The sequence below is a fragment of the Desulfosediminicola flagellatus genome (assembly GCF_005116655.2).
Taxonomy (GTDB): Bacteria; Desulfobacterota; Desulfobulbia; order Desulfobulbales; family Desulfocapsaceae; genus Desulfopila; species Desulfopila flagellata.
This window is the reverse complement of sequence record NZ_CP050698.1, coordinates 304,235-324,459: the sequence shown is the minus strand read 5'-3', so window position 1 is coordinate 324,459 and position 20,225 is coordinate 304,235. Positions and strand designations below refer to the sequence as shown.

General features: G+C 44.5%; 14 protein-coding genes. 9 read left to right on the top strand and 5 right to left on the bottom strand.

What is annotated here, in order from left to right; translation table 11 throughout:
- Window positions 1-109 precede the first annotated feature (109 nt).
- Genes FCL46_RS01300 through FCL46_RS01285 form a run of 4 tightly spaced genes read right to left on the bottom strand, consistent with a single transcriptional unit; the run spans window position 110 to window position 5,410 of the window.
- The gene (locus tag FCL46_RS01300; RefSeq protein WP_136809765.1) at window positions 110-1,507 is read right to left on the bottom strand and encodes a sigma-54 interaction domain-containing protein; all 1,398 of its coding nucleotides are present in this window, start codon (window positions 1,505-1,507) and stop codon (window positions 110-112) included.
- A complete protein-coding gene (locus FCL46_RS01295; protein WP_217909546.1) occupies window positions 1,508-2,224 on the bottom strand; it encodes an arylesterase in 717 nt (238 codons plus the stop codon). It abuts the gene before it with no gap.
- Window positions 2,217-4,724 (bottom strand): ABC transporter permease, encoded by a 2,508-nt coding sequence (locus tag FCL46_RS01290; protein WP_136809766.1) that lies wholly within the window; start codon window positions 4,722-4,724, stop codon window positions 2,217-2,219. The genes FCL46_RS01295 and FCL46_RS01290 overlap by 8 nt, the downstream gene beginning before the upstream one ends.
- Complete coding sequence (locus tag FCL46_RS01285) at window positions 4,724-5,410, bottom strand: ABC transporter ATP-binding protein (RefSeq protein ID WP_136809767.1); 687 nt, start codon at window positions 5,408-5,410, stop codon at window positions 4,724-4,726. Before FCL46_RS01285 ends, FCL46_RS01290 begins: the two co-directional genes overlap by 1 nt.
- A 235-nt stretch (window positions 5,411-5,645) precedes the next feature.
- On the opposite strand from FCL46_RS01285, the gene FCL46_RS01280 reads away from it, so the two are divergent.
- The 7 genes from FCL46_RS01280 to FCL46_RS01250 all read left to right on the top strand — a co-directional run bounded on the left by FCL46_RS01280 (window position 5,646) and on the right by FCL46_RS01250 (window position 14,138).
- A complete protein-coding gene (locus FCL46_RS01280; protein ID WP_136809768.1) occupies window positions 5,646-7,445 on the top strand; it encodes an ABC transporter ATP-binding protein in 1,800 nt (599 codons plus the stop codon).
- Entirely contained in the window at window positions 7,442-9,241 is a 1,800-nt protein-coding gene (locus tag FCL46_RS01275) for an ABC transporter ATP-binding protein (RefSeq protein WP_136809769.1), read from the top strand. Before FCL46_RS01280 ends, FCL46_RS01275 begins: the two co-directional genes overlap by 4 nt.
- A gap of 196 nt (window positions 9,242-9,437) precedes the next feature.
- Window positions 9,438-10,202, top strand: a complete 765-nt coding sequence (locus FCL46_RS01270) for a substrate-binding periplasmic protein (RefSeq protein WP_167506019.1) — start codon at window positions 9,438-9,440, stop codon at window positions 10,200-10,202.
- 412 nt (window positions 10,203-10,614) lie between these two features.
- Window positions 10,615-11,682, top strand: a complete 1,068-nt coding sequence (locus FCL46_RS01265) for a hypothetical protein (protein WP_136809771.1) — start codon at window positions 10,615-10,617, stop codon at window positions 11,680-11,682.
- 481 nt (window positions 11,683-12,163) lie between these two features.
- Window positions 12,164-13,327 carry an IS4 family transposase gene (locus tag FCL46_RS01260; RefSeq protein WP_136809772.1) on the top strand — a complete coding sequence of 388 codons (1,164 nt, stop codon included), beginning with the start codon at window positions 12,164-12,166 and terminating at the stop codon, window positions 13,325-13,327.
- Window positions 13,328-13,503: 176 nt separating this feature from the next.
- On the top strand, window positions 13,504-13,896 hold the full coding sequence (locus FCL46_RS01255; RefSeq protein WP_136809773.1) for a HEAT repeat domain-containing protein: 393 nt from the start codon (window positions 13,504-13,506) through the stop codon (window positions 13,894-13,896).
- Complete coding sequence (locus FCL46_RS01250) at window positions 13,893-14,138, top strand: hypothetical protein (RefSeq protein ID WP_136809774.1); 246 nt, start codon at window positions 13,893-13,895, stop codon at window positions 14,136-14,138. The genes FCL46_RS01255 and FCL46_RS01250 overlap by 4 nt, the downstream gene beginning before the upstream one ends.
- A gap of 40 nt (window positions 14,139-14,178) precedes the next feature.
- On the opposite strand, the gene FCL46_RS01245 is transcribed toward FCL46_RS01250, so the two are convergent.
- The gene (locus FCL46_RS01245) at window positions 14,179-15,729 is read right to left on the bottom strand and encodes a sensor domain-containing diguanylate cyclase (protein WP_136809775.1); all 1,551 of its coding nucleotides are present in this window, start codon (window positions 15,727-15,729) and stop codon (window positions 14,179-14,181) included.
- 561 nt (window positions 15,730-16,290) lie between these two features.
- Here FCL46_RS01245 and FCL46_RS01235 point away from each other — a divergent pair.
- Both FCL46_RS01235 and FCL46_RS01230 read left to right on the top strand, forming a co-directional pair.
- Window positions 16,291-17,652, top strand: a complete 1,362-nt coding sequence (locus FCL46_RS01235) for a UPF0149 family protein (protein WP_217909545.1) — start codon at window positions 16,291-16,293, stop codon at window positions 17,650-17,652.
- Window positions 17,653-17,737: 85 nt separating this feature from the next.
- The gene (locus FCL46_RS01230) at window positions 17,738-20,218 is read left to right on the top strand and encodes a helix-turn-helix domain-containing protein (protein ID WP_136809777.1); all 2,481 of its coding nucleotides are present in this window, start codon (window positions 17,738-17,740) and stop codon (window positions 20,216-20,218) included.
- Window positions 20,219-20,225: the final 7 nt, after the last annotated feature.

The window sequence follows — 20,225 nt, the reverse complement described above, 5'->3', positions numbered from 1 at the left end:
CATATTTCAATGTGATAAAGATTTTCTGACGATTTCAGAGGACTATTTGGAAGGAGCTAGAGGCGCGACAATGCAACCATGCACAGTCGCACAGTCGCGAAGAGTGGCGTTATTGCGTCGCTTTACCTGAGCGACCATCAAGAGGAGGAAGGGATAATTTAAGCTTTTTCATTTTACGATGCAGAGTCGACTTATGCATACCAAGCTCAGCAGCTGCAGCTTTACGATTATAGTGTGTATTCTTTAACGCTTGAAGAATGGCCTCACCTTCCGCTGATTGCACAGCGTCGACCAGTGATGCTGAAGACTTAGCACCATCCGTGTATGGTTGAAAACCCGATGTAGATTTCACCAGATACAAAGGAAGATGCTCAACACCTATCTCGCCATTGCGGCAAAGAACAAATCCGTGCTCAATAATATTTTCAAGTTCCCGTATATTACCAGGATAGTCGTGTGCCAGAAGAACCGCCATTGCAGCCGGTTCGACCCCACTCACATTACAGCCTTTTTTGATATTCATCCGCTCGGTAAAGTGATCAACAAGCAGAGGAATATCTTCTACACGTTCTCTTAAGGGAGGCAGTTCCAGTCGAACAATATTGATTCGATAAAACAGATCACGCCTGAAATCTCCCTTCTCAATCATTTCTTCGAGATCACAGTTAGTGGCCGCAATAACTCTTGCGTCAGTTTTCACCTTGCTTACGCCTCCGAGAGGCTGGAACTCATGTTCTTCTAAAACACGAAGCAATTTCACCTGGAATGCCGGGCTGGTGTCACCGATTTCATCAAGCAGAATAGTTCCGTCAGCAGCAGCCTCAAGAATGCCGGGTTTGTCACGTTCAGCACCAGTGAAAGCGCCCGCCTTATAGCCAAACAGTTCCGACTCCAGTAAGCTATCAGGCAGAGCACCGCAATTTATTGCTGTAAACAGTTTCGAGTTTCTGCCGGACAAGGAATGGATTGCCCGTGCCAGCAATTCCTTACCTGTGCCTGTCTCACCTTGAATTAGCACGGTGCTGTCACTTTCAGCGACCTGAGGGAGAATTTTCAGTATCGTAGTCATAGTACCGGCACGGCTGACAATCCCTTGAAGTTGAGCCGTGCCTGCCAGCTCACGTCGCAATTCTTCTACAAGACTATGATCCCTGAATGTTTCCACTCCTCCAAGCACATCCCCCCCCTCGTTGACAAGAGGTGAGGTCGAGACTGTTATGGGAATACGCTCGTTTTTGCTGTTGACAATATAGGTTGAAGAGCTGACGAAATTTTTTCCCTCATTCATAGATCGCTTGAGAGCACAGTTTCTCTCACACATATTCGAGCGAAAAATTTCCCGGCAGAAACTACCTATTGCTTTGCTGCGTGGTATACCTGTAATTTCCTCGGCTGCACGGTTAAACGAGGTAATCCGCCATTCATGGTCAACCGTGAAGACTCCATCTGAAATCGATTCAAGGATAATTGACTGGGCATCTCCATCGCGTTGTTTCTCTGCTACCATTTACCGAACCTCTTCAATCGAGTCTGCATCTGAGTAATAATTTGTAAAACGCTCGATGGCTTCTTTCACGTATGGGTACAAATTATCAACAATTATGGTATACCCATCACCATTCGGGTGTAATCCGTCCTCTATATTCAGGGCCCTGACTGTTGCCACATCTTTTAGAAAAAACGGCATAAAGATCACACCATGATCTTTTGCAATCGCTGGATAAATAGCATTAAATTCTGCAGTATATTCAGGCCCGAGATTCCAGACCATCTGCATCCCGGTAAGAACAGTTATTACATTGTTTCTTTCAAAATAGTTGAGGATCTTGATCAGATTCTCTTCAGGGACCTTCACATCAATTCCACGAAGGCCGTCATTAGCACCAATCTCGAGAATCACAATATCCGGCTTCATGGTCATAATCCAATCAAGCCTGGAGACTGTTCCACTGGTTGTCTCACCGCTCACTCCTGCATTAATAACCTTAAACGTATATCCATCGTTATCTAACCGTTCCTGGAGTTGCGATGGATAACTGAACTGTTCATCAACTCCAAGTCCAGCTGTGAGACTATCGCCAACCGCCACAATGGTACCTGTATAACTTCGCGCCTCAGCAACTGGGGTTTCAACCTTAATGTCCTGCTCACAACCTGCTACCAATAACAGCAGTATCATCAGCAGGAAGACAACAACCCGATTCGAAGAAAAATGGTTATTCAATTGTCTGCTCCCGTAAAAACACTATTGGCTTCTGCCTGATGATACTGACAGAGCTTGTCATACCGACAGTTACCACCAGACAGAGAGTAAAAAATACAAGTAATCCCGAAGCTAACCAGTTCGGTGAATATCCGATATCAAACAGAAAATGACATAGCGCCCAGCTACCCAGTTGAGCAAGAACTACTCCAAGCAATGAACTCAACAGTCCAAGCACCATATTTTCATAGAAAAACACAGATGTAACAAAGCCGGATTTTCCTCCAAGTACTTTATAATATACAGCCTCCCGTACTCTTGCCATGCGTGTTGCCAGAATTGAACTAATGATGATAAGCCCTCCAGCCAATATCGAGAAAAACGCGAAGAAGTTTACAATACCTGAGAGTTTTTTCATCACAGCACCCAGTTCAATAGCCGTTTCAGCCATATTGATTATGCTGATATTCGGATATCGACTCACCACTTGAGATTCCAGCTGTGAGATTCTGCTCTTTTCAACATGGACTGCAGCAAATAATGTTTGCGGTGCTTTTTTCAGATATTGCTCGGGGAAAACAAAGTAGAAAAACGGGTAGAGCATAGATTTATTTCTGGTACGAATACTCGTCAATTTTGCTGTAAGCGGAACGCCCTGAATATTAAATTCGAGAATATCTCCCACCTTCATGTCACCCATATCAGCAACCATATCCAGAACAGAAACCTGAAGCGGCAATGAACCACTACTATCACGCTGGTACAGTTCCTTGCCCTCAGTAACAATTTCATCAGGCAACAGATTATCTCTGTAAGTCAGATTGAACTCGCGGGAGAGGCTGTCGCTCCAACGATTGCGTTTTTGCCCGCGCTCAATTTTTTCCCCGTTGATAGCTTTTAATCGTGCCCGGATTATCGGGTGTAATTGCACACCTTCGCCGATGATCTGGGTAAACCCTTCTTTTTGATCAGGTTGGATATCTACCAGAAACAGGTTCGGTGCATCTTCAGGATAGGACTCAACATACGTGGAATGCAGGTTATACTCCACCAAAAAAATTGCCAGAAGCACGGATAAAGCTGAAGCAAGGGTAACGACGACAGGCCGCGTTGAATTGCCCGGCCTCAGCAAACTTCTGACAGACTGCCTCAATGGTAATGAACTAATGGTAATTCGTCCGAGGCCACTCAAAAGTAGCTTTGTCAGAAGTGTAATAAGCAGGATAAGCCCGATGGTACCGGCCATAAAATATACGCCAGTTTTAAAATCATCAAGCTGACGAACCACCAGCAATGTCAGAAACACTAATCCACCAGTTAAAGCGAGATAATATACTGCACCTCTCTTTGCAGATCCCCCTTCACTTCTGAAAATTGTATTGGGCTTCACATCCTGTAGACGGTAGAGCGGCAGGCACGTAAAAAAGACTACCACCAGAAAACCGAGAATAAGACCTTCAGCAATATCACCAGGACTCATACCGCCGATAGTCCCCGCAGGGAGAATTCCACCAAAAAGTAATGGAAACCACGCTTTCAAAGCTACACCGGCAGAGACGCCAATCAAACTGCCCACCAGGCCAAAGATCAATACCAGAGTCAGGTAATGGGTTAATAGAAATTTCTGCGTTGCCCCAATTGCTTTAATTATGGCCAGACTTTTCTCTTTCTGCCGTAATAGTGCAGAAAGAGAGCTTTGCATGCCGATACCAGCCAGCAACAAGGTAAAAATTGAGATCAGTGAAAGAAAAAAGAGCAGGTTGTCAAAAAAACGTTTTAGACCTGACCTGGCAGACATATATGAAGCTACCCGTTCCTGTCCCGCCACTGCGAAAGTTTTTAACTGCTCTTCTAAAGCCGAAAGAGCAGTTTTGCTGCTGTCTTTTAGTTTCAGCATCATCTCATATTCAACACGGCTGCCTGTTTTAATCAGGTCGAGCTTTTCGAGATCAGCTGCTGCAACAAACACCCTTGGACCAAAATTAAATACTTCGACAGGTTTTGAAGATTCGCTTGCAACCACATCAGCTATTATCAACTCTGCCTTTCCGACATGGAGCGAATCACCAACCTTCAGGCTGAGTTTTTCAAGCAATTCCCTGCCAACCACAATATTTCCGGGCGTAAGTACCTGCTGAAATTCTTTACCTGAATCAAGATCCACAGATCCATACAGAGGGTACGTCGAACTCACTGCCATGATGTTACTGAACTTAGTCTTATCACCAGAAGAACTTCGAACCACAGAGTAAAACTCCCAGCTCCGTGACGTTAATTGAATATCATTTTTCATGGATTCAACCCCAGCCAATAGCCCGGGTGAAAACTCATAATGGGAGTGTAGTATCAGGTCACCACCATGCAGTGCTCTAGCATCACCAATAATCGAATCGTTCACATCCCGTTTAAAGCTGTTAAGTGCAACCAATGTTGTGATAGAGAGCGCCACACAAAGAACAAAGATTACAGCCTGATTTCGAGACTCAATCATTTCCCGGAAAAGAAATCTCAGATTCAGCATCAGGTTTGCCCTCCGCTACCCTGTAATCTCCCATCGTGGAGGCGGATGATGCGGTCAGCTATTTCTGCCACTTCACGGCTGTGGGTTGCCATAACGAGAGTCGTAGAACGCTCACGGTGCAATGTCATCATTAATTCAATAATGGCATTTGAATTTTCTGAATCCAGATTACCTGTCGGCTCATCTGCAAAAATCAATTTTGGCTCGTTAATCAGCGCCCTGCAGATCGCCACCCGCTGCTTCTCACCACCTGACAACTGGTGCGGGTAGTTTAATCTTCTGGGCCAAAGACCTACCTGTTTGAGCAGATCTGCCGCCTTCCTGCCCGCCTCCTTATCATGCCTCAGTTCTGCTGGAAACATCACATTTTCGAGTGCATTTAAAGAAGGGACAAGATGAAATGCCTGGAACACAAAACCGGTAAGTTCATTTCGTATCGGTGCCAGTCGATCTTCACTCAGATCAGTTATATCCTGACCGGCCATCATCACCCTGCCGGAGGTCGGACGATCAAGACCTGAGAGGAGACTCAACAAGGTAGTTTTACCACTCCCAGAACTCCCGGAGATCACCACAAACTCACCCTCATCAATGGTAACTGAAACATTATCAAGGATCGACTCCTGCCGGTCTCCGATGATATACGTTTTTTTCAACTCTTTTGCTTCGAGGATTGCATTCTTCATAGAACAGCCCTACCCTGTTGATAAGAATATATAATTTATCACTTATCCAATGTACCAAGAACCTTAATCATATCTTGGGATTTGTAAAAGGAATTGAAAATTACGCACTAACATTACCGTTTTTTCAATCTTGGGTTTCGAACCATTGTCTGTTATACCAAAAAGAGATAATAGGTGAACAGCCCTGATACTTTTACATAACGGGATTTCAATACTTAACGACAACAAACACACCTTGCGAAACACATCAACTCAAACAGCTTCCCAACCCGCAAAGGCACGCATTGCCGAGTTATTGACGTTGTTGATTCCATCCTACCGTAAACACAGAGGAAGGTTGGTTATTGGATTCATCGCGCTGTTATGTGTAGATTTTATTCAGCTCATTATCCCCCGGGTTGTTAAACATGGAGTTGACGGCCTCGCTGAGCAGCAAATCACTCAAATGGGCCTGCTGAAACTCGGTGGCCTCATCGTTTTTCTCGCTGTCATTGTTGCCTGTTTACGATTCTTCTGGCGCTATCTCATTATCGGTTTCTCCCGACTTCTTGAACGAGCAGTACGAAATCGCATGTTTAATCATATCCTGAAAATGGATGCCCCATTTTTTGAGAAACACACCACCGGCGATCTTATGGCCCATATGAGTAACGACCTGAATGCGGTTCAGATGGCGTGCGGAATGGGAATGGTGGCAGCAGTTGATGCGCTGGTAATGGGGACCGCAGCTATTGGATTTATGATCCACATAAACGCGAAACTCACTCTACTGGCACTTTTACCGATGCCTTTCCTTGCAATTTTCACCCGTATCCTGTCCGCCAAAATGCATAAACGGTTTACCACCGTTCAGGAACAGTTTTCTCTACTCACTGAATTTGCACGCTCAACACTGGTATCGATCCGACTTATTAAAGCCTATACTACAGAAACATTTCAGACCGGTCGTTTTGACAGTCTTGGTAAAAAATACGTCAAAAGTAACCTGCAGGTAGCCTTTCTCCAGGGCTTGATGTTTCCAATAGCAACGCTGGTCGGCAACATTGGTATGTTACTGGTTCTCTGGTATGGCGGGCGTCTTGTCATTTCCGGCAGCATCACCATCGGTGATTTTGTCGCCTTCATCAGCTATCTGTACATGCTTGTCTGGCCAATGATGGCAATAGGCTGGGTGGCAAATCTTGTACAGCGCGGTCTTACCTCCTTAAACCGCATTTTTGCACTGGTGAACTGTAAGTCGACCCTGCCGCAAATTGAGACAATGCCGACGTCTCCTCTTGAAAATCCTGTATTTGAACTTAAAAACCTCAGCTTCAGCTATTCAGGTGCTGAACGTCCTGCTCTTGCTGGAATCAGCCTTCAACTCGGCCCTGGAATACATGGCATTACCGGCCGTACCGGCAGCGGCAAATCAACTCTTTGTAAGTTACTGGCCCGCCTTTATCCGGTTGATAACGACCTGCTCTATATAAATGATCACGATGTAAACACATTATCTGTCAGCTATATCCATGCTCATATTGGTTATGTAGGACAGGAGCCGATTCTTTTTTCGGATACAATTGCCGCGAATATTGCCCTTGGCGTACCGGATGCAAGCAAGGATGAAATTGAAACTGCCGCCCAACATGCCGCGATACATGAGGATATCCTCGAATTTCCAGCCAGCTATGAGACGATGATTGGCGAACGCGGAGTAAAACTCTCAGGCGGGCAACGCCAGCGTCTTGCTCTCGCCCGCGCACTTCTCTGCGATAAGCCTATACTGCTTATTGATGATGGCCTCTCAGCAGTCGATGTCGCCACCGAGCATGAAGTTTTTCAAGGATTGCAACACCGTCTTTCTGGCAAAACCGTGATCATTGTCTCCAATCGCATCAAGCTTTTATCAATGACAGACAGAATTATCATTCTTGAAGAAGGCAGGGTTGCCCATGACGGTACCCACGAGCAACTCCTTGATGGAAGCCCGCTATATAAGACGATGTTTGAAAAACAGATACGTCAGAATCCCGCCGAGGTGTCAATCTCATGAGAAATTATGGCTACGATGAAGGCGGAAAAACTGTATCTATTAGTGACCTCGGTCTCTGGCGACGTATAGCCCGTTACAGCTATGATCGACTGGGATCATTCTCAGTTGCTGTCTTCCTTTCTTTAGCTTTAACAGGTGCGACTCTGGCTCAGCCATGGTTGATGCAACGCGGAATTGACAGTTTTATCACCAGTGATATTCTTGCAATTCATGAACGTTTTGCAGGACTGGCCGACACAGCTTTCTGGTACCTTTTGATGGTTCTAGCCGTCTTTCTTCTTTCATTTTTACAGGTGCTGTTGCTTGAATATATCGGTCAATCAATTATGCACTCAATCAGGCAGGATCTGTTTCGCCATATGCTGCGGCTTGATCTGCCTTTCTTCAATACCAATCCTCTTGGCAAACTTGTCACCCGCCTGACCAATGACATCCAGAACATGCATGAGATGTTCACCTCTGTCATGGTGACGATGTTTAACGATCTTCTTCGTATTGCAGGTATCCTCTTTGCTCTTTTTCTCATGAACCCGCGACTGGCACTGATCATGTCTTTTTTTGTGCCGATCTCACTCACCCTGACGTTTGTTTTTGCCAGACTCGCCCGCGAAAAATTCAGGGCGATCCGAACTCAACTCGCACGCATTAATTCTTTTCTCTCAGAATCACTTTCAGGCATGTCTATCCTGCAACTCTTCGGGAGACACACTCGAACCCGTGATGATTTTGAAGAAATGAGTTTGGAATATCAGGACAGAGCCCTTTCCCAGATTAAGCTATTTGGCATGTTCATGCCGATTACTGAATTTATGGGATCTGCCGCCATGGCTCTCATTCTCTGGTACGGAGGTGGAGAAATACTTCAACAACGGCTGACCATCGGTGAACTTGTTGCCTTTATTTCGTATATGCGTCTCTTTTTTCAACCACTTCGTGAACTCAGCCAGAAATACTCTATTGTTCAATCGGCAATGGCATCAGCTGAGCGGATTTTTCAACTACTCGACACAAAAAACACCATTGAAGATCCTACCAGGCAGGCAGTAGTGCCCTCAATTCAGGGAGATTTACAATTCACTGACGTAACATTCGGCTATAGTCCTGGCACCCCGGTTATTCGAAACATCAATCTGTGCATCAAGCATGGTCAGACTGTGGCGCTTGTCGGGACAACCGGCTCCGGAAAAACAACTCTGGTTAATCTCTTGCTCCGTTTTTACGAACCGCAACATGGAACTATAACCATCGATGACACTTCCATTGGTGATTTCAGCCTGCATCAACTCCGCAATATCGTCGGAGTTGTTCTTCAGGATGTGCTGATACTCCAGGATACTCTGCTGACTAATATTGTTATGGACACAGGAAAAAGCAGGGAAAGTGTCGAAGAGATTCTTCAAAAAACCGGTATGCAGCGATTCGTTGCCCTATTACCGCAAGGACTGGACACCCGTATTGGCGAAGGTGGCCAGGAACTCTCAACAGGTGAAAAACAGCTGCTCTCATTTGCCCGGGTTCTCTGCCGCGATCCAAAAATTCTGGTACTTGATGAGGCGACCGCTGCCATTGATACAGAATCTGAAAACATTCTCGAAGCGGCAATTGAAGATATTTTCAGTAACCGCACCTCACTTATTATTGCTCACCGCCTCTCAACGATCCGTAGAGCCGATCATATCATCGTTATGGACAGCGGTTCGATTGTCGAACAGGGCAGCCACGATGAACTGATGGCACTCGCGGGTCACTACTCTTCTCTAGTAGCAATGGATTTGCAAAATGGCAGGCTTCAGTAGTTCCTTTTTTGCATTTACTACATTGTGGAACTATCATTGTATTATGAGTTTTTAAGGAAACTGCACTTTCCTGACCTACTCCTGGAATCAAAAGGCGACCTGCTTCACAGAAACAGCCAGTTACGGGATGTCTCCCGGTTTGTGCCAGGATCCTCCGACTCCCCACATCAAGCACGTCAATAAAGGGGTATCAGTGATGAAATCACTTCCTACTCTAATCATTGCTCTTTTCCTCACAGTCTATTCAGTAGCAGGAGCCAATGAACAGATACGGCTGACCAACGGAGAGTGGCCTCCATACCTCTCCGCAAAACTCCCGCAGAACGGTGCAGCATCGCACATCGTAACAGAGGCTTTTGCAGCTGTAGGCGTAGATGTTGAATACGGTTTTTTCCCCTGGAAACGAGCTTATCAGCTTGCCGTTGATGGTATATGGCACGGCACCCTGATATGGGTAAAGACACCGGAAAGAGAAAAGGATTTTTATTACTCAGATGTGGTGATCTCCGACCCTGAATACCTTTTCTATCTGAAATCACGCAAGCTTAAATGGAAAGAGGTCAAGGATCTGAAAAATTTAACTATCGGCGCCACGCTGCATACGGTTTACCCAACTCTTGAAGCAGCCGAGAAGGAAGGCATATTGACAATCGATCGATCGGGCAATTATGACAATCTCTACCAGCGCCTTCTTCACAAAAGAATAGATGCGATTCCACAGGTGAACCAGGTTGGAAAATATTTTCAACGTGCCAGGCTCAGCCTAAAAGATCGGGTAAAAATCACTCATTCTTCGACAGTCCTGCAACTCCGCCAATACCATCTGATACTCTCTAAAAATGTGGAGGAAAACTCTCGATTCATTGAGCTCTTCAATCAGGGACTCGCAATCCTCAAAGCAAGCGGCAGATATTACGAAATTATTTCCGCACTGGATACAGGTGAGTATGACAAAAAGTAAAACGTAGAGTTACGCTGAGACCAATAGTCCGGACCATCGTCAAGACCATCCTTTACCTGCTAAGAATCGGGTGACTAAACGGTTACTGCCATATAAAACGTTCTAGAATGCACAAGCCTCAATATTTCTTCCTGCCTGCCCCAAAACAGCCCCCCCACTCGCCCATTCATTTTTTTAACTCATATATTCAACAACTTATAACCTATACCTTTTTTTATCATATTTTTTTCGGATAGTTACGTAACCTACATCGAAAAACAGACAGAAAGCCTAATTTTACAAGAGCCTCGGATAATTCTACCAACAATCATAGGTTATTCTGCGACATGCCCTTGAAAATTGTTAGGCTTGTGCCATATACTGTTATATATAACGTCTGGTAATGACTTCCCCTTATATTTAGAGGCTCTGCATGAGAGTGCGTATTCAAGAGAAGAATCGTACACTATCCATTGTGTATATACTTTTTTCTATTTTTTCTATAACTGCACTGCTTACGTTTCTGCGTCCTTCATCGATCTATGCTGCAGAAACCGAATCTGCAGATCAGCTCATCTCTTCACAAGCGGAGGAACTAAACACAGAAGAAGAGAATGATGATGAGGAATTACTCGACACAACACAGAAAAAAGCATCAGTAATGCTTCTTGATGCAGCGGAGTGGTTTGACCACTTTTTCGATGACAGCAGATTCACTGAAGAAGAAAACCAAAGCATAGCTAAACTTCGAATATCCACAGAGTACACCGAAGAAAATGGTTTTGACTTCAGTCCATCAATCAGGTGGAGAATAGACCTTCCACGACTCTCGAACAAAGCCCAGCTTATCCTTTTTGCAAAAGACGACCCGGAGGATGACCTCGGTTCAAACATTCAAGGAGCCAGAAGCAACGACGACAGTTTCCGTGAGAGTTTTGCAGCCGGAATCCAATACTTCATAAAAAGCTCTGAAAAATATAATATCTCTACAACCTTCGGTGGATCTTTCAGTTATCTCTACGGTGGGCTGAGATTCCGTTATTATAAGGACTTAGGTCCATGGCAAAGCAGATTCGTCGAACGGGTAAGATATTACACTGACGACGGATGGGAAAACTACATATCTTTTGACCTTGAAAGGCATATTTCTGCAAAATGGCTATTACGTTCTTCAGCTGAAATGTACTGGCGCGAAATAGAAAATAGCAGAGATCATTACCTCACCTTCCAATTGTATCAATTTATCTCAGAATACCGGGCAATTTCCTACGAATGGGCAAACACCTTTGATACGGAACCTTCTCACAAACTCTCTGACCTCACTTTGCGTCTACGTTATCGGCAAAATTTCTTACGGGATTGGCTGATTTTTGAAATTGCCCCACAGGTCAATTTCCCTGAATCACATGATCGGGAGCCGCAATACGGTATTAATTTCACCATTGAAGCCAAGTTCGGTAATCTCGAAAGAGAAAAAATTCGTAATATCTTTAACTTTTAACGTATTTCATCATTCCACGACTAAGCATTAACTGTTCTCTGGGAGGGTGTCCGAGAACAGTTAGTGTATTTAGAATCGAGGGATTTCTAAAACAATATGTTCAACCATATACCTGACATCCCGGTCATCGCTTACCTACGAGCATTATTTTCACAAACAACGAAGATTCAGGGCAAAAGTGTATTCTCGGTTTGGCTCCTATAGAACCATCCAAACTGCTTTCGTAAAATCCCAAATTTGACAGCAGTAATTTCGTCGGCTGCTTCCTTCTAAATTCCAACACAGGTACTGCTTGCTAACCCGAATCTTTCCAGTGCCTGCTGATTCAACAATCTAGATCACTAGTGTCCGGTTAAACTTTTCCAAGCACATCACAACCTCTTGAATATAATGTAAATCGGCAACAATATGACCATAATCGACTTGAAATCACATCCCTTTCAGAGGAGGATATTCGGCAAAACCCTGTGGGGGTACACAGATGTTTGCCGGAAAATTGATTTTCAAACAAGTTATGGACTTCGTGCCGTTACCAACATTCCGCCGTTGCGTGTCCAGATACCAGGGCGATTTCAGAGTAAGAACCTTCTCATGCCTGGATCAGTTTTTATGCATGGCTTTCGCACAGATTACGCACAGAGAAAGTCTACGCGACATCGAAATCTGCTTACGATCTCAAAACAAAAAGCTCTATCACATGGGAATCCGTGGAACAGTTTCAAAGTCAACTCTTGCCGAAGCCAACGAAAAACGCGATTGGCGCATATATGCCGAATTCGCTCAAAGCCTGATTGCTACAGCCAGAGAGTTATACAAGGAAGACTCGTTTCTCGAAGAGCTGAACGAAACAGTATATGCTCTGGATGCAACCACGATCGATCTATGCCTGTCAATGTTTCCTTGGGCACTTTTTCGAAAGAACAAGGCCGCTGTCAAACTCCACACACTGCTGGACCTAAAAGGCAACATTCCCACGTTCATCCACATTTCAGACGGCAAGCTACACGATGTCAACACCCTCGATCTTCTACGTTTGGAAGCTGGCGCATATTACGTAATGGACCGAGGTTATCTGGACTTCGAAAGGCTTTATGCCTTCAACCAGATCCCTGCATTTTTCGTTACCCGTGCAAAAACAAACATGAAATTCCAAAGACGTTACTCACATCCCGTCGACAAAGAGACGGGGCTTCGCTGCGATCAGACAATTGTGTTAACCGGTTTCTATACAGGCAAGCATTACCCAGACACTTTGCGTCGAGTAAAATTCCGGGACCCCAAGACCGGAAAAATTCTCGTGTTTCTCACCAACAATTTTACTTTGCCAGCATTAACAATAGCACAATTGTATCGCAGTCGATGGCAAGTCGAGCTGTTTTTCAAATGGATCAAACAACATTTGAGGATAAAAAGATTTTATGGAACTTCGGAGAACGCAGTCAAAACTCAGGTCTGGATAGCAGTCTCTGTTTATGTCATCGTAGCAATAATGAAAAAACGGCTCAACTTCGAAGAAAGCCTCTACACAATTTTACAGATTTTAAGCGTGTCAGCTTTCGAAAAGATCGATCTTTATCAGCTAGTTACAGAAAGAGATTGCAAACCTGTCAATACCGACACTCGTAACCAGTTGAAATTATTTTAAACTTAACCGGACACTAGTGAATCTAGATATCAAAGGAATAGCTAAAGTAATCTACCGCATCATCCTGACGTTATTTCCAACATTTTCTTGAATTACCTTGCCAACTCCCTTAATACGATGCACATTAATGGCCGTAACACTCACTAAAAAACAACACCACACAATGGCTGTAAAACATGAAAGAAGTAAGTGATAAAGAGCTCAAAACGGTGATTGCAGATTTCCTGGAGATGGGGCATGTAGAAAACATCATCACTATGTTTAGAAAAGATCCCGCCTACTATGACTGGACCGGCGAAATCCTTGATGATGAACGATTTGCAGTACGGGTTGGAGTGGCAATATTGTTTGAAGAGTTAAAAAAGCTGCAACCTGAAAAAGTACCTCTCGCTATTCCATCACTACTCCGCTTACTCAACGCTGAATCAGCCAATATCCGTGGAGAGGCTATAGGTATCTTAGGAACTATCGGCACTGATGAAGCTGTTGCGCACATCAAACAGATGGCTTCAGACCCCAGTCCACAGGTGCAGGAAATGGTAGAACTTGTACTGGAGGAACACTCATGAACAGCTTTCCATGGTGGGGCTCAGTCTTCCTGGCAATTGGATCATATTGCGGGCTGAAATACGGTACTCCCTATATCCTTGCTCCGGATAGTCCATTATCTGGTCTCATCCCGCTTTTCGCACCGCTCTGTGCTATGGGACTTCTGCTGCTGGCAGGGAAACAGCTTTATGATAATGACGGAGGCCAAAAGAACTCACCCTCTGAAGGTTCTGATTCCCTGGAGACTGATAAGGACGAATAGGCACAGTATTGGCTTTATGAAGTTCGCAGGAGACTGCCTATTACCTATACCGCTCCCGATTTCCCTCCCTGTACCACTTTTCCTTAGCGTCAAACATTCGTTTATCTGCCAGGGCAACTACTTCTTCAGGCCCATGTTCGGTTGAACAGGCAGCGCCGAAGCTGATATATGCCCGTTCTTCTGTCACCTCTCCAGTGGTTTCATTGGCACATGGTACTATGAGCGTTTCCATTCCTGCCCGTATACGCTTAACCAGTTCATCTGCCTGGGCAAGCCTGGTAGAAGGACAGAGGACTACCACCTCGTCACCACCCAGGCGGAACACCAGATCGGAGTTTCTTGCCGCATGAATGAGGAGAGTTGTGCAGGACTTAATCAACAGATCACCCGCATGATGACCATAGGTATCATTAATCCGTTTCAGCCCGTTGATATCACCAAATATCACCGAGAATGGTTTTTCAGGCCTGGCTTTCTCTTTCCATTCCTCAAACACCCGGTCAAAGTAATTTCTATTAAACAGTCCCGTCAGTTGATCAGTATTTGAATAACGCTCAAGTTCCAGCGCCTGAATACGCGAACGGGTCATACCGCGAATCGTCTCCAGGAAAACTTCGAGCGTTTTGCGCTCATCCCCATCCAGTGATCGTCCTTTGATAAACAGTTTGAAGCAGTAAAAGGTCTGTCCCTGAATAGATGATGACCGAATTCCGCCACCAAATACCTGCCAGTCATCTCCTTCTATTGATGACAGTGTCTCTTCATCATTTTCAAGACTGACATTAGCAAACCCCAGTACGTACGGGTGGACCTGGAGCAAAAAGGTTGTGTCTTTCTGGGAAATGCCGCGAAAAGCCATATACTGAATGATTTTTGGGCGCGGACCTTCAACAAGTAACCCAAATCCCCTCTTTGGAAAAATGGTCTCAAACCGTTTCAGCAGCAAGTGGAATATTTCATCAAGATCATCAAATCGGCTCACTTCAACGGAAATATCGAGTAATGCCGAAAAGATCTCGTTCTGCTGCTCGGTTTTCTCCTTCATAACCACAATCTGGTTATGAGATTTTTCGACAAAAAACTTCAATACCTGAACGAGAATTAGAGCAAGAAGTGCAATACCGTGAATCTGAATCACCTCGTGCATGTCAGCAAAACGTTCTGAATAAATGATTGATGCGGTAACAAAAGCAGCCGAAACAGAGATCGGATACATAAAGAGAGCGAACTGCCAGCGGGCAAATACTCCATAATAAATGACAATAAAAATGAGTGTTACCGCCCAATAGGTACCGATATCTGAAAGCAGCATCAGTGTGAAAAATCCTGGCATTGTTACAGCAAGGATTGACTCGAGATAGATCTTGTGTCGAGTCTTCCAGTCTTTGGTAGGATAAAAAAGAAAGGGGATATACAGTGCAACAATTACCATTCGAGCTATAAAATTGATCAAATCAGCGCTATCATGGTGCATGGTGAAATAAAATAGCAGATGTACCACTATTGCAGACAAACCCACGCCCCGGATTACCGGTTCAAAGATATGATAATTCCAATCGAATACTATTTTTTTTAATTTCGAAGAAATCATGACAAGGGTGCAACTATCTCCTGAGATACACTTTTTTAGTAATTCTTCTAATTCGTTTACATCCGAAAACTGTGCTTTCCATCTCCCGCTCAAAGTCTTCGCTTACCTCGTTGCCCTTAAGATCGAATTCTCAACTACATGACTAACGATACAGCAAGAAATCACACATATGGCTGAGATAAAAAACTGATAGGCGCCTTGATCTCGAACAGGTAAGCTCAAACTCTGAAACGACTATTTTCCGAATGAAAACTCACTACAGTTTACCCTTACTCAAATAAATGATGGAAACTAATTATTCATCAAGAAACTGGATATACAATTAAAAAATCTCTCAAATGCAATCTTTTATATTTACGCTGCTCATTGTATTACCCATCATCATCCCATAAGCCATCACTAATGTAAAAATGGAATATGCTACCATACCATAGCCTTCACAGATACCAGCGATGACTATTTCATTTTTCACCAGATAGAGTATATTCTTTTCTTTCAATTCTCTCGGTACCAATACGATTAACAATGGCACCAGTCTACAATTTTAACAACATACCCTATATGCTATCCCCAACAGAAAAAATGCTCCTTAAGGAACTGCTCGCACTTTCACCTGTACCAGAACAAACCTTCAGTTTTAATGAACTCATGGGGTACTTGTTCGGACTCGTCATCACTCCTGATTCCATACCGGCTTCAGAATGGATGCCGGTCATCTTTGGTGAAGACGAAACAGGAATATCCGCTGAAGATCAGGCCAGATCCATGAGCACTGTACTGGGGCAGATTTATTCTACATTCCAGGCACGCCATCAAGCAGGGACACTTCAATTCCCTTATCAGTTGGAAACACTTGAAAAAGAAGAACTCGAAGAGGTTCTTGAGTGGGTTTCCGGCTTTGAAGAAGCGCTGGCAATGCGCCCCGATTTTTGGGAACCTGATTTTGACTCAACCCTTAATGCAAAACAACAGGAAGAACTGTTTTTTAGTATCATGGTGGTTCAGGGCCTTGTGGACCCCGTTGAGATACTGCCATTTTTTGAAAAACTCCCCAATGAGATTTTCTCTGAAGCTTTCGAAACCTTTGAAATCGGTGCAGAAAGTAGAGAACTCCAAATTCAGGCATTTTTGCTTGCAACACTGCCTCTGTCCATTCAGACTTTGCAGAATCATGCCAGCAGAATAGAGAAGATAATCTCTGATGGCGGAAAATTTACAGCAAATCTCATTAAAGAAACCTCATTTTCCGCTCCTAATGATTTTGTCTTTGAGCGTCAGACCAAAAAACGTTTTCCTGGGAAATCGAATGTTATCGAAGTTGATTTTCGTAAAAAGAAGAAAGTCAGCACACCAGTAGAAAACATTCCTCACTACCAGATCAAGATCGCTCTAGCAGGGGCAAAACCACCTATCTGGCGCAGACTTATAGTTCCGGGTGCACTCACTCTTGCCGAACTACACGAAGTTATCCAGGTAAGCATGGGATGGCATAACGAACATCTCCATCATTTTGAAATTGATAAAAAACTGTACGGTCCACCAAGTGATGAAGACTGGGGCGGGGAGTCCATTCGAAATGAAAGGAAATTCAATCTTCATAGCCTGGGGCTGCCTGAAAAAGGTTCCTTCTCTTACACCTACGATTTCGGCGATGACTGGCAACATAAAATAACTATTGAAAAGATTCTTCCATCTCCTCCTGAAATATTACACCCCACTGTTATCAAGGGTAAACGTGCCTGCCCACCTGAAGACATTGGGGGTATCTGGGGCTATCAGGAATTTCTTGAAGCATATACAGATCCCACCCATGAGGATCATGCAGCAATGATAGAATGGGCCGGGCCTGATTTTCGACCTGAACTTTTTGATAAAGAAGAGATCGAAGATATTAACGAAATATTGAAGAATATTTATGCATAATCGACCTGCATTTCATCGTATAAGAAAACAGATCGCTGTTGCTCTATAATCGATTCAGCGTCCATACTTACCTGACACAGCCATTATGAGCATCCAGAATCCGGAACTGCAGCTTGCAGAAGAATTTGTTAAACACACAAGCTGCAATATCTTCCTTACCGGCAAAGCCGGAACAGGAAAGACGACCTTTCTGCAGAACATAAAGAATCAAACGAATAAGCGTATTATCATTACCGCTCCGACCGGTGTTGCAGCTATTAACGCCGGGGGAGTAACCCTGCATTCGTTTTTTCAATTGCCATTCGGCCCCTTTGCGCCGGGAAGTGATCCATTCCCGCGGCAGAACCAGCATCGGGTAAGTAAAGAAAAAAAGAACATTATTAAAAGCCTCGACCTGTTGGTTATTGATGAAATCAGTATGGTACGTGCCGACCTGCTTGATCTGGTCGACACCGTTCTTCGCCGGTACCGTCGCTTAGATCTACCTTTTGGTGGCGTACAGTTGCTGATGATCGGTGATCTGCATCAGTTATCACCTGTTGTAAAAGACAGTGACTGGCATATCCTCAAGCAACACTATGATTCTCCATATTTTTTCAGCAGTAACGGTCTTCGCCAGACAGAGCTGGTCCCGATTGAGCTCAAACACATTTACAGACAGACCGACTCAATGTTTATTGAGCTGCTTAATTGTGTTCGCGACAACAGGCTTGATAAACAGTCACTGGAACAACTCAACACGCGTTACATCCCCGACTTCAGCCCGGAAGATGGAGAGGGATATATTACCCTGTCAACACATAACAGCAGTGCCGATGCTATAAACGAGAAAAAACTTAGAGAGTTACACGGAGTAAGCCGTAACTACAGTGCAGAAACTGACGGGGACTTTCCCGAACACACATTTCCTACCGCCTCTGATCTGCAACTCAAGGTCGGCGCACAGGTGATGTTTGTCCGCAATGATTCGTCACCTGACAAACGCTACTTTAACGGTAAGATTGGTAAAATCACCCGCATGTCTGGTTCCAGTATTGAAGTGAGTTGCCCCGATGACCTTGAAACCATAGACGTAGAACGGGCAACCTGGGAAAACATCGAGTACACCGTTGATCCCGAGACTGCAGAAATCTCTCAAAAAACGATCGGCACCTTTGCCCAGTACCCGCTTAAACTTGCCTGGGCGATCACTATCCACAAAAGCCAGGGTCTCACCTTCGATAAAGCTATTATCGATGCGCAGGCAGCTTTCGCCCATGGCCAGGTATATGTTGCCCTCAGTCGTTGCAGAACTTTTGAAGGAATGGTTCTCAGCTCTGCACTCACGTCCTCGTCAATCAAGACAGACCGGACAGTGAACCGTTTTGTCTCCGAAGCACAGGAGAATTCCCCATCAACAGAAAAGCTTGATGCAGCAAAGATTCGTTATCAACAGCAACTGCTTATGGAATGCTTCACCTTTGACAAACTACGCTCAGAGGTTGGACGTACTGTCGCCAATATTAAACGTAACGAGAGTGTAATTCAGGTATTTGGCGCAGAGAATCTTTCGGAAATCCAGCAACGGACCAATAGCGAAATATGCGCAGTCGGAGATAACTTCAAACGCCAGCTCTACAACCTGTTCCCTGAAGATATACTCCCTGCAGAAGATCGCACAATAGTTGAAAGGCTGCAGAAAGCCTCAACCTATTTCCAGGAAAAGTTTGAATCTATCCTGTTGCCCACAGCAGAAAATATCTACATAGAAACAGACAACAAGGAAATACGAAAACGTATTAACAACTCCATCAAATGGCTACAGGAAGAGACTGCGGTAAAATTTGCAGCGGTTTCATCATGCCGGGATGGCTTTTCACCAGGAGAATATCTCCGCTCAGTTTCCACAGCCGAAATGGCTGCAGCCAAAGCCAAACCAAAACCGGTTGCTATTGAATATTCTGAAGCTGATGTCGGACACCCCGAACTGTTCCAGAGCCTCAAAGACTGGCGACGAAAAAAAGCAACTGAGAAAAGTGTTCAGCTCTTTCAGATCATGCACCAGAAAACTCTGGTTCAGATTGCCGTCCATTTGCCGGATACACTTACTGCGCTGAAAAATGTTAAGGGTATCGGCAAGAAGATGGCTGACAATTATGGTGAAGAACTTATCGCCTTAGTTACCGATTACAGGGAACGCCACAATATCAAGAAAGTCGATCTGCCCGCCACACCTCTTCTGCAGCTAGCGCAGCAAGAACAGAAACAACAAAAATCACCGGCAGACCCAAAAGTAGATACCAAACAGGTCAGCCTTGAGTTGTTTCGAAAAGGTAAAACCGCAGAGCAGATTGCCGAAGAACGTAATTTGACTACTAACACCATCGAGAAGCATCTTGCCTATTTTATTGAAAAGGGTGAGATCGCTATCCAGGCAATGATATCCGATAGTGATAGGGATATCATTGCAGAAAGAATCTCGCCTATGCAGGGTGCAACCCTCAAAGAGATGCGGGATGCGGCTGGAAGTGAGTATCGCTATGCAGACATCCACTTTGTCCTGGCATATCTAAAGAGTAAGGGGTAACCAGAGT

Excerpts from the sequence above, each read along its gene's own strand:
- FCL46_RS01300 (WP_136809765.1), bottom strand. The coding sequence starts at position 1,507 with ATGGTAGCAGAGAAACAACGCGATGGAGATGCCCAGTCAATTATCCTT.
- FCL46_RS01290 (WP_136809766.1), bottom strand. The coding sequence starts at position 4,724 with ATGCTGAATCTGAGATTTCTTTTCCGGGAAATGATTGAGTCTCGAAAT.
- FCL46_RS01285 (WP_136809767.1), bottom strand. The coding sequence starts at position 5,410 with ATGAAGAATGCAATCCTCGAAGCAAAAGAGTTGAAAAAAACGTATATC.
- FCL46_RS01275 (WP_136809769.1), top strand. The coding sequence starts at position 7,442 with ATGAGAAATTATGGCTACGATGAAGGCGGAAAAACTGTATCTATTAGT.
- FCL46_RS01270 (WP_167506019.1), top strand. The coding sequence starts at position 9,438 with ATGAAATCACTTCCTACTCTAATCATTGCTCTTTTCCTCACAGTCTAT.
- FCL46_RS01265 (WP_136809771.1), top strand. The coding sequence starts at position 10,615 with ATGAGAGTGCGTATTCAAGAGAAGAATCGTACACTATCCATTGTGTAT.
- FCL46_RS01260 (WP_136809772.1), top strand. The coding sequence starts at position 12,164 with ATGTTTGCCGGAAAATTGATTTTCAAACAAGTTATGGACTTCGTGCCG.
- FCL46_RS01255 (WP_136809773.1), top strand. The coding sequence starts at position 13,504 with ATGAAAGAAGTAAGTGATAAAGAGCTCAAAACGGTGATTGCAGATTTC.
- FCL46_RS01250 (WP_136809774.1), top strand. The coding sequence starts at position 13,893 with ATGAACAGCTTTCCATGGTGGGGCTCAGTCTTCCTGGCAATTGGATCA.
- FCL46_RS01245 (WP_136809775.1), bottom strand. The coding sequence starts at position 15,729 with ATGATTTCTTCGAAATTAAAAAAAATAGTATTCGATTGGAATTATCAT.
- FCL46_RS01235 (WP_217909545.1), top strand. The coding sequence starts at position 16,291 with ATGCTATCCCCAACAGAAAAAATGCTCCTTAAGGAACTGCTCGCACTT.
- FCL46_RS01230 (WP_136809777.1), top strand. The coding sequence starts at position 17,738 with ATGAGCATCCAGAATCCGGAACTGCAGCTTGCAGAAGAATTTGTTAAA.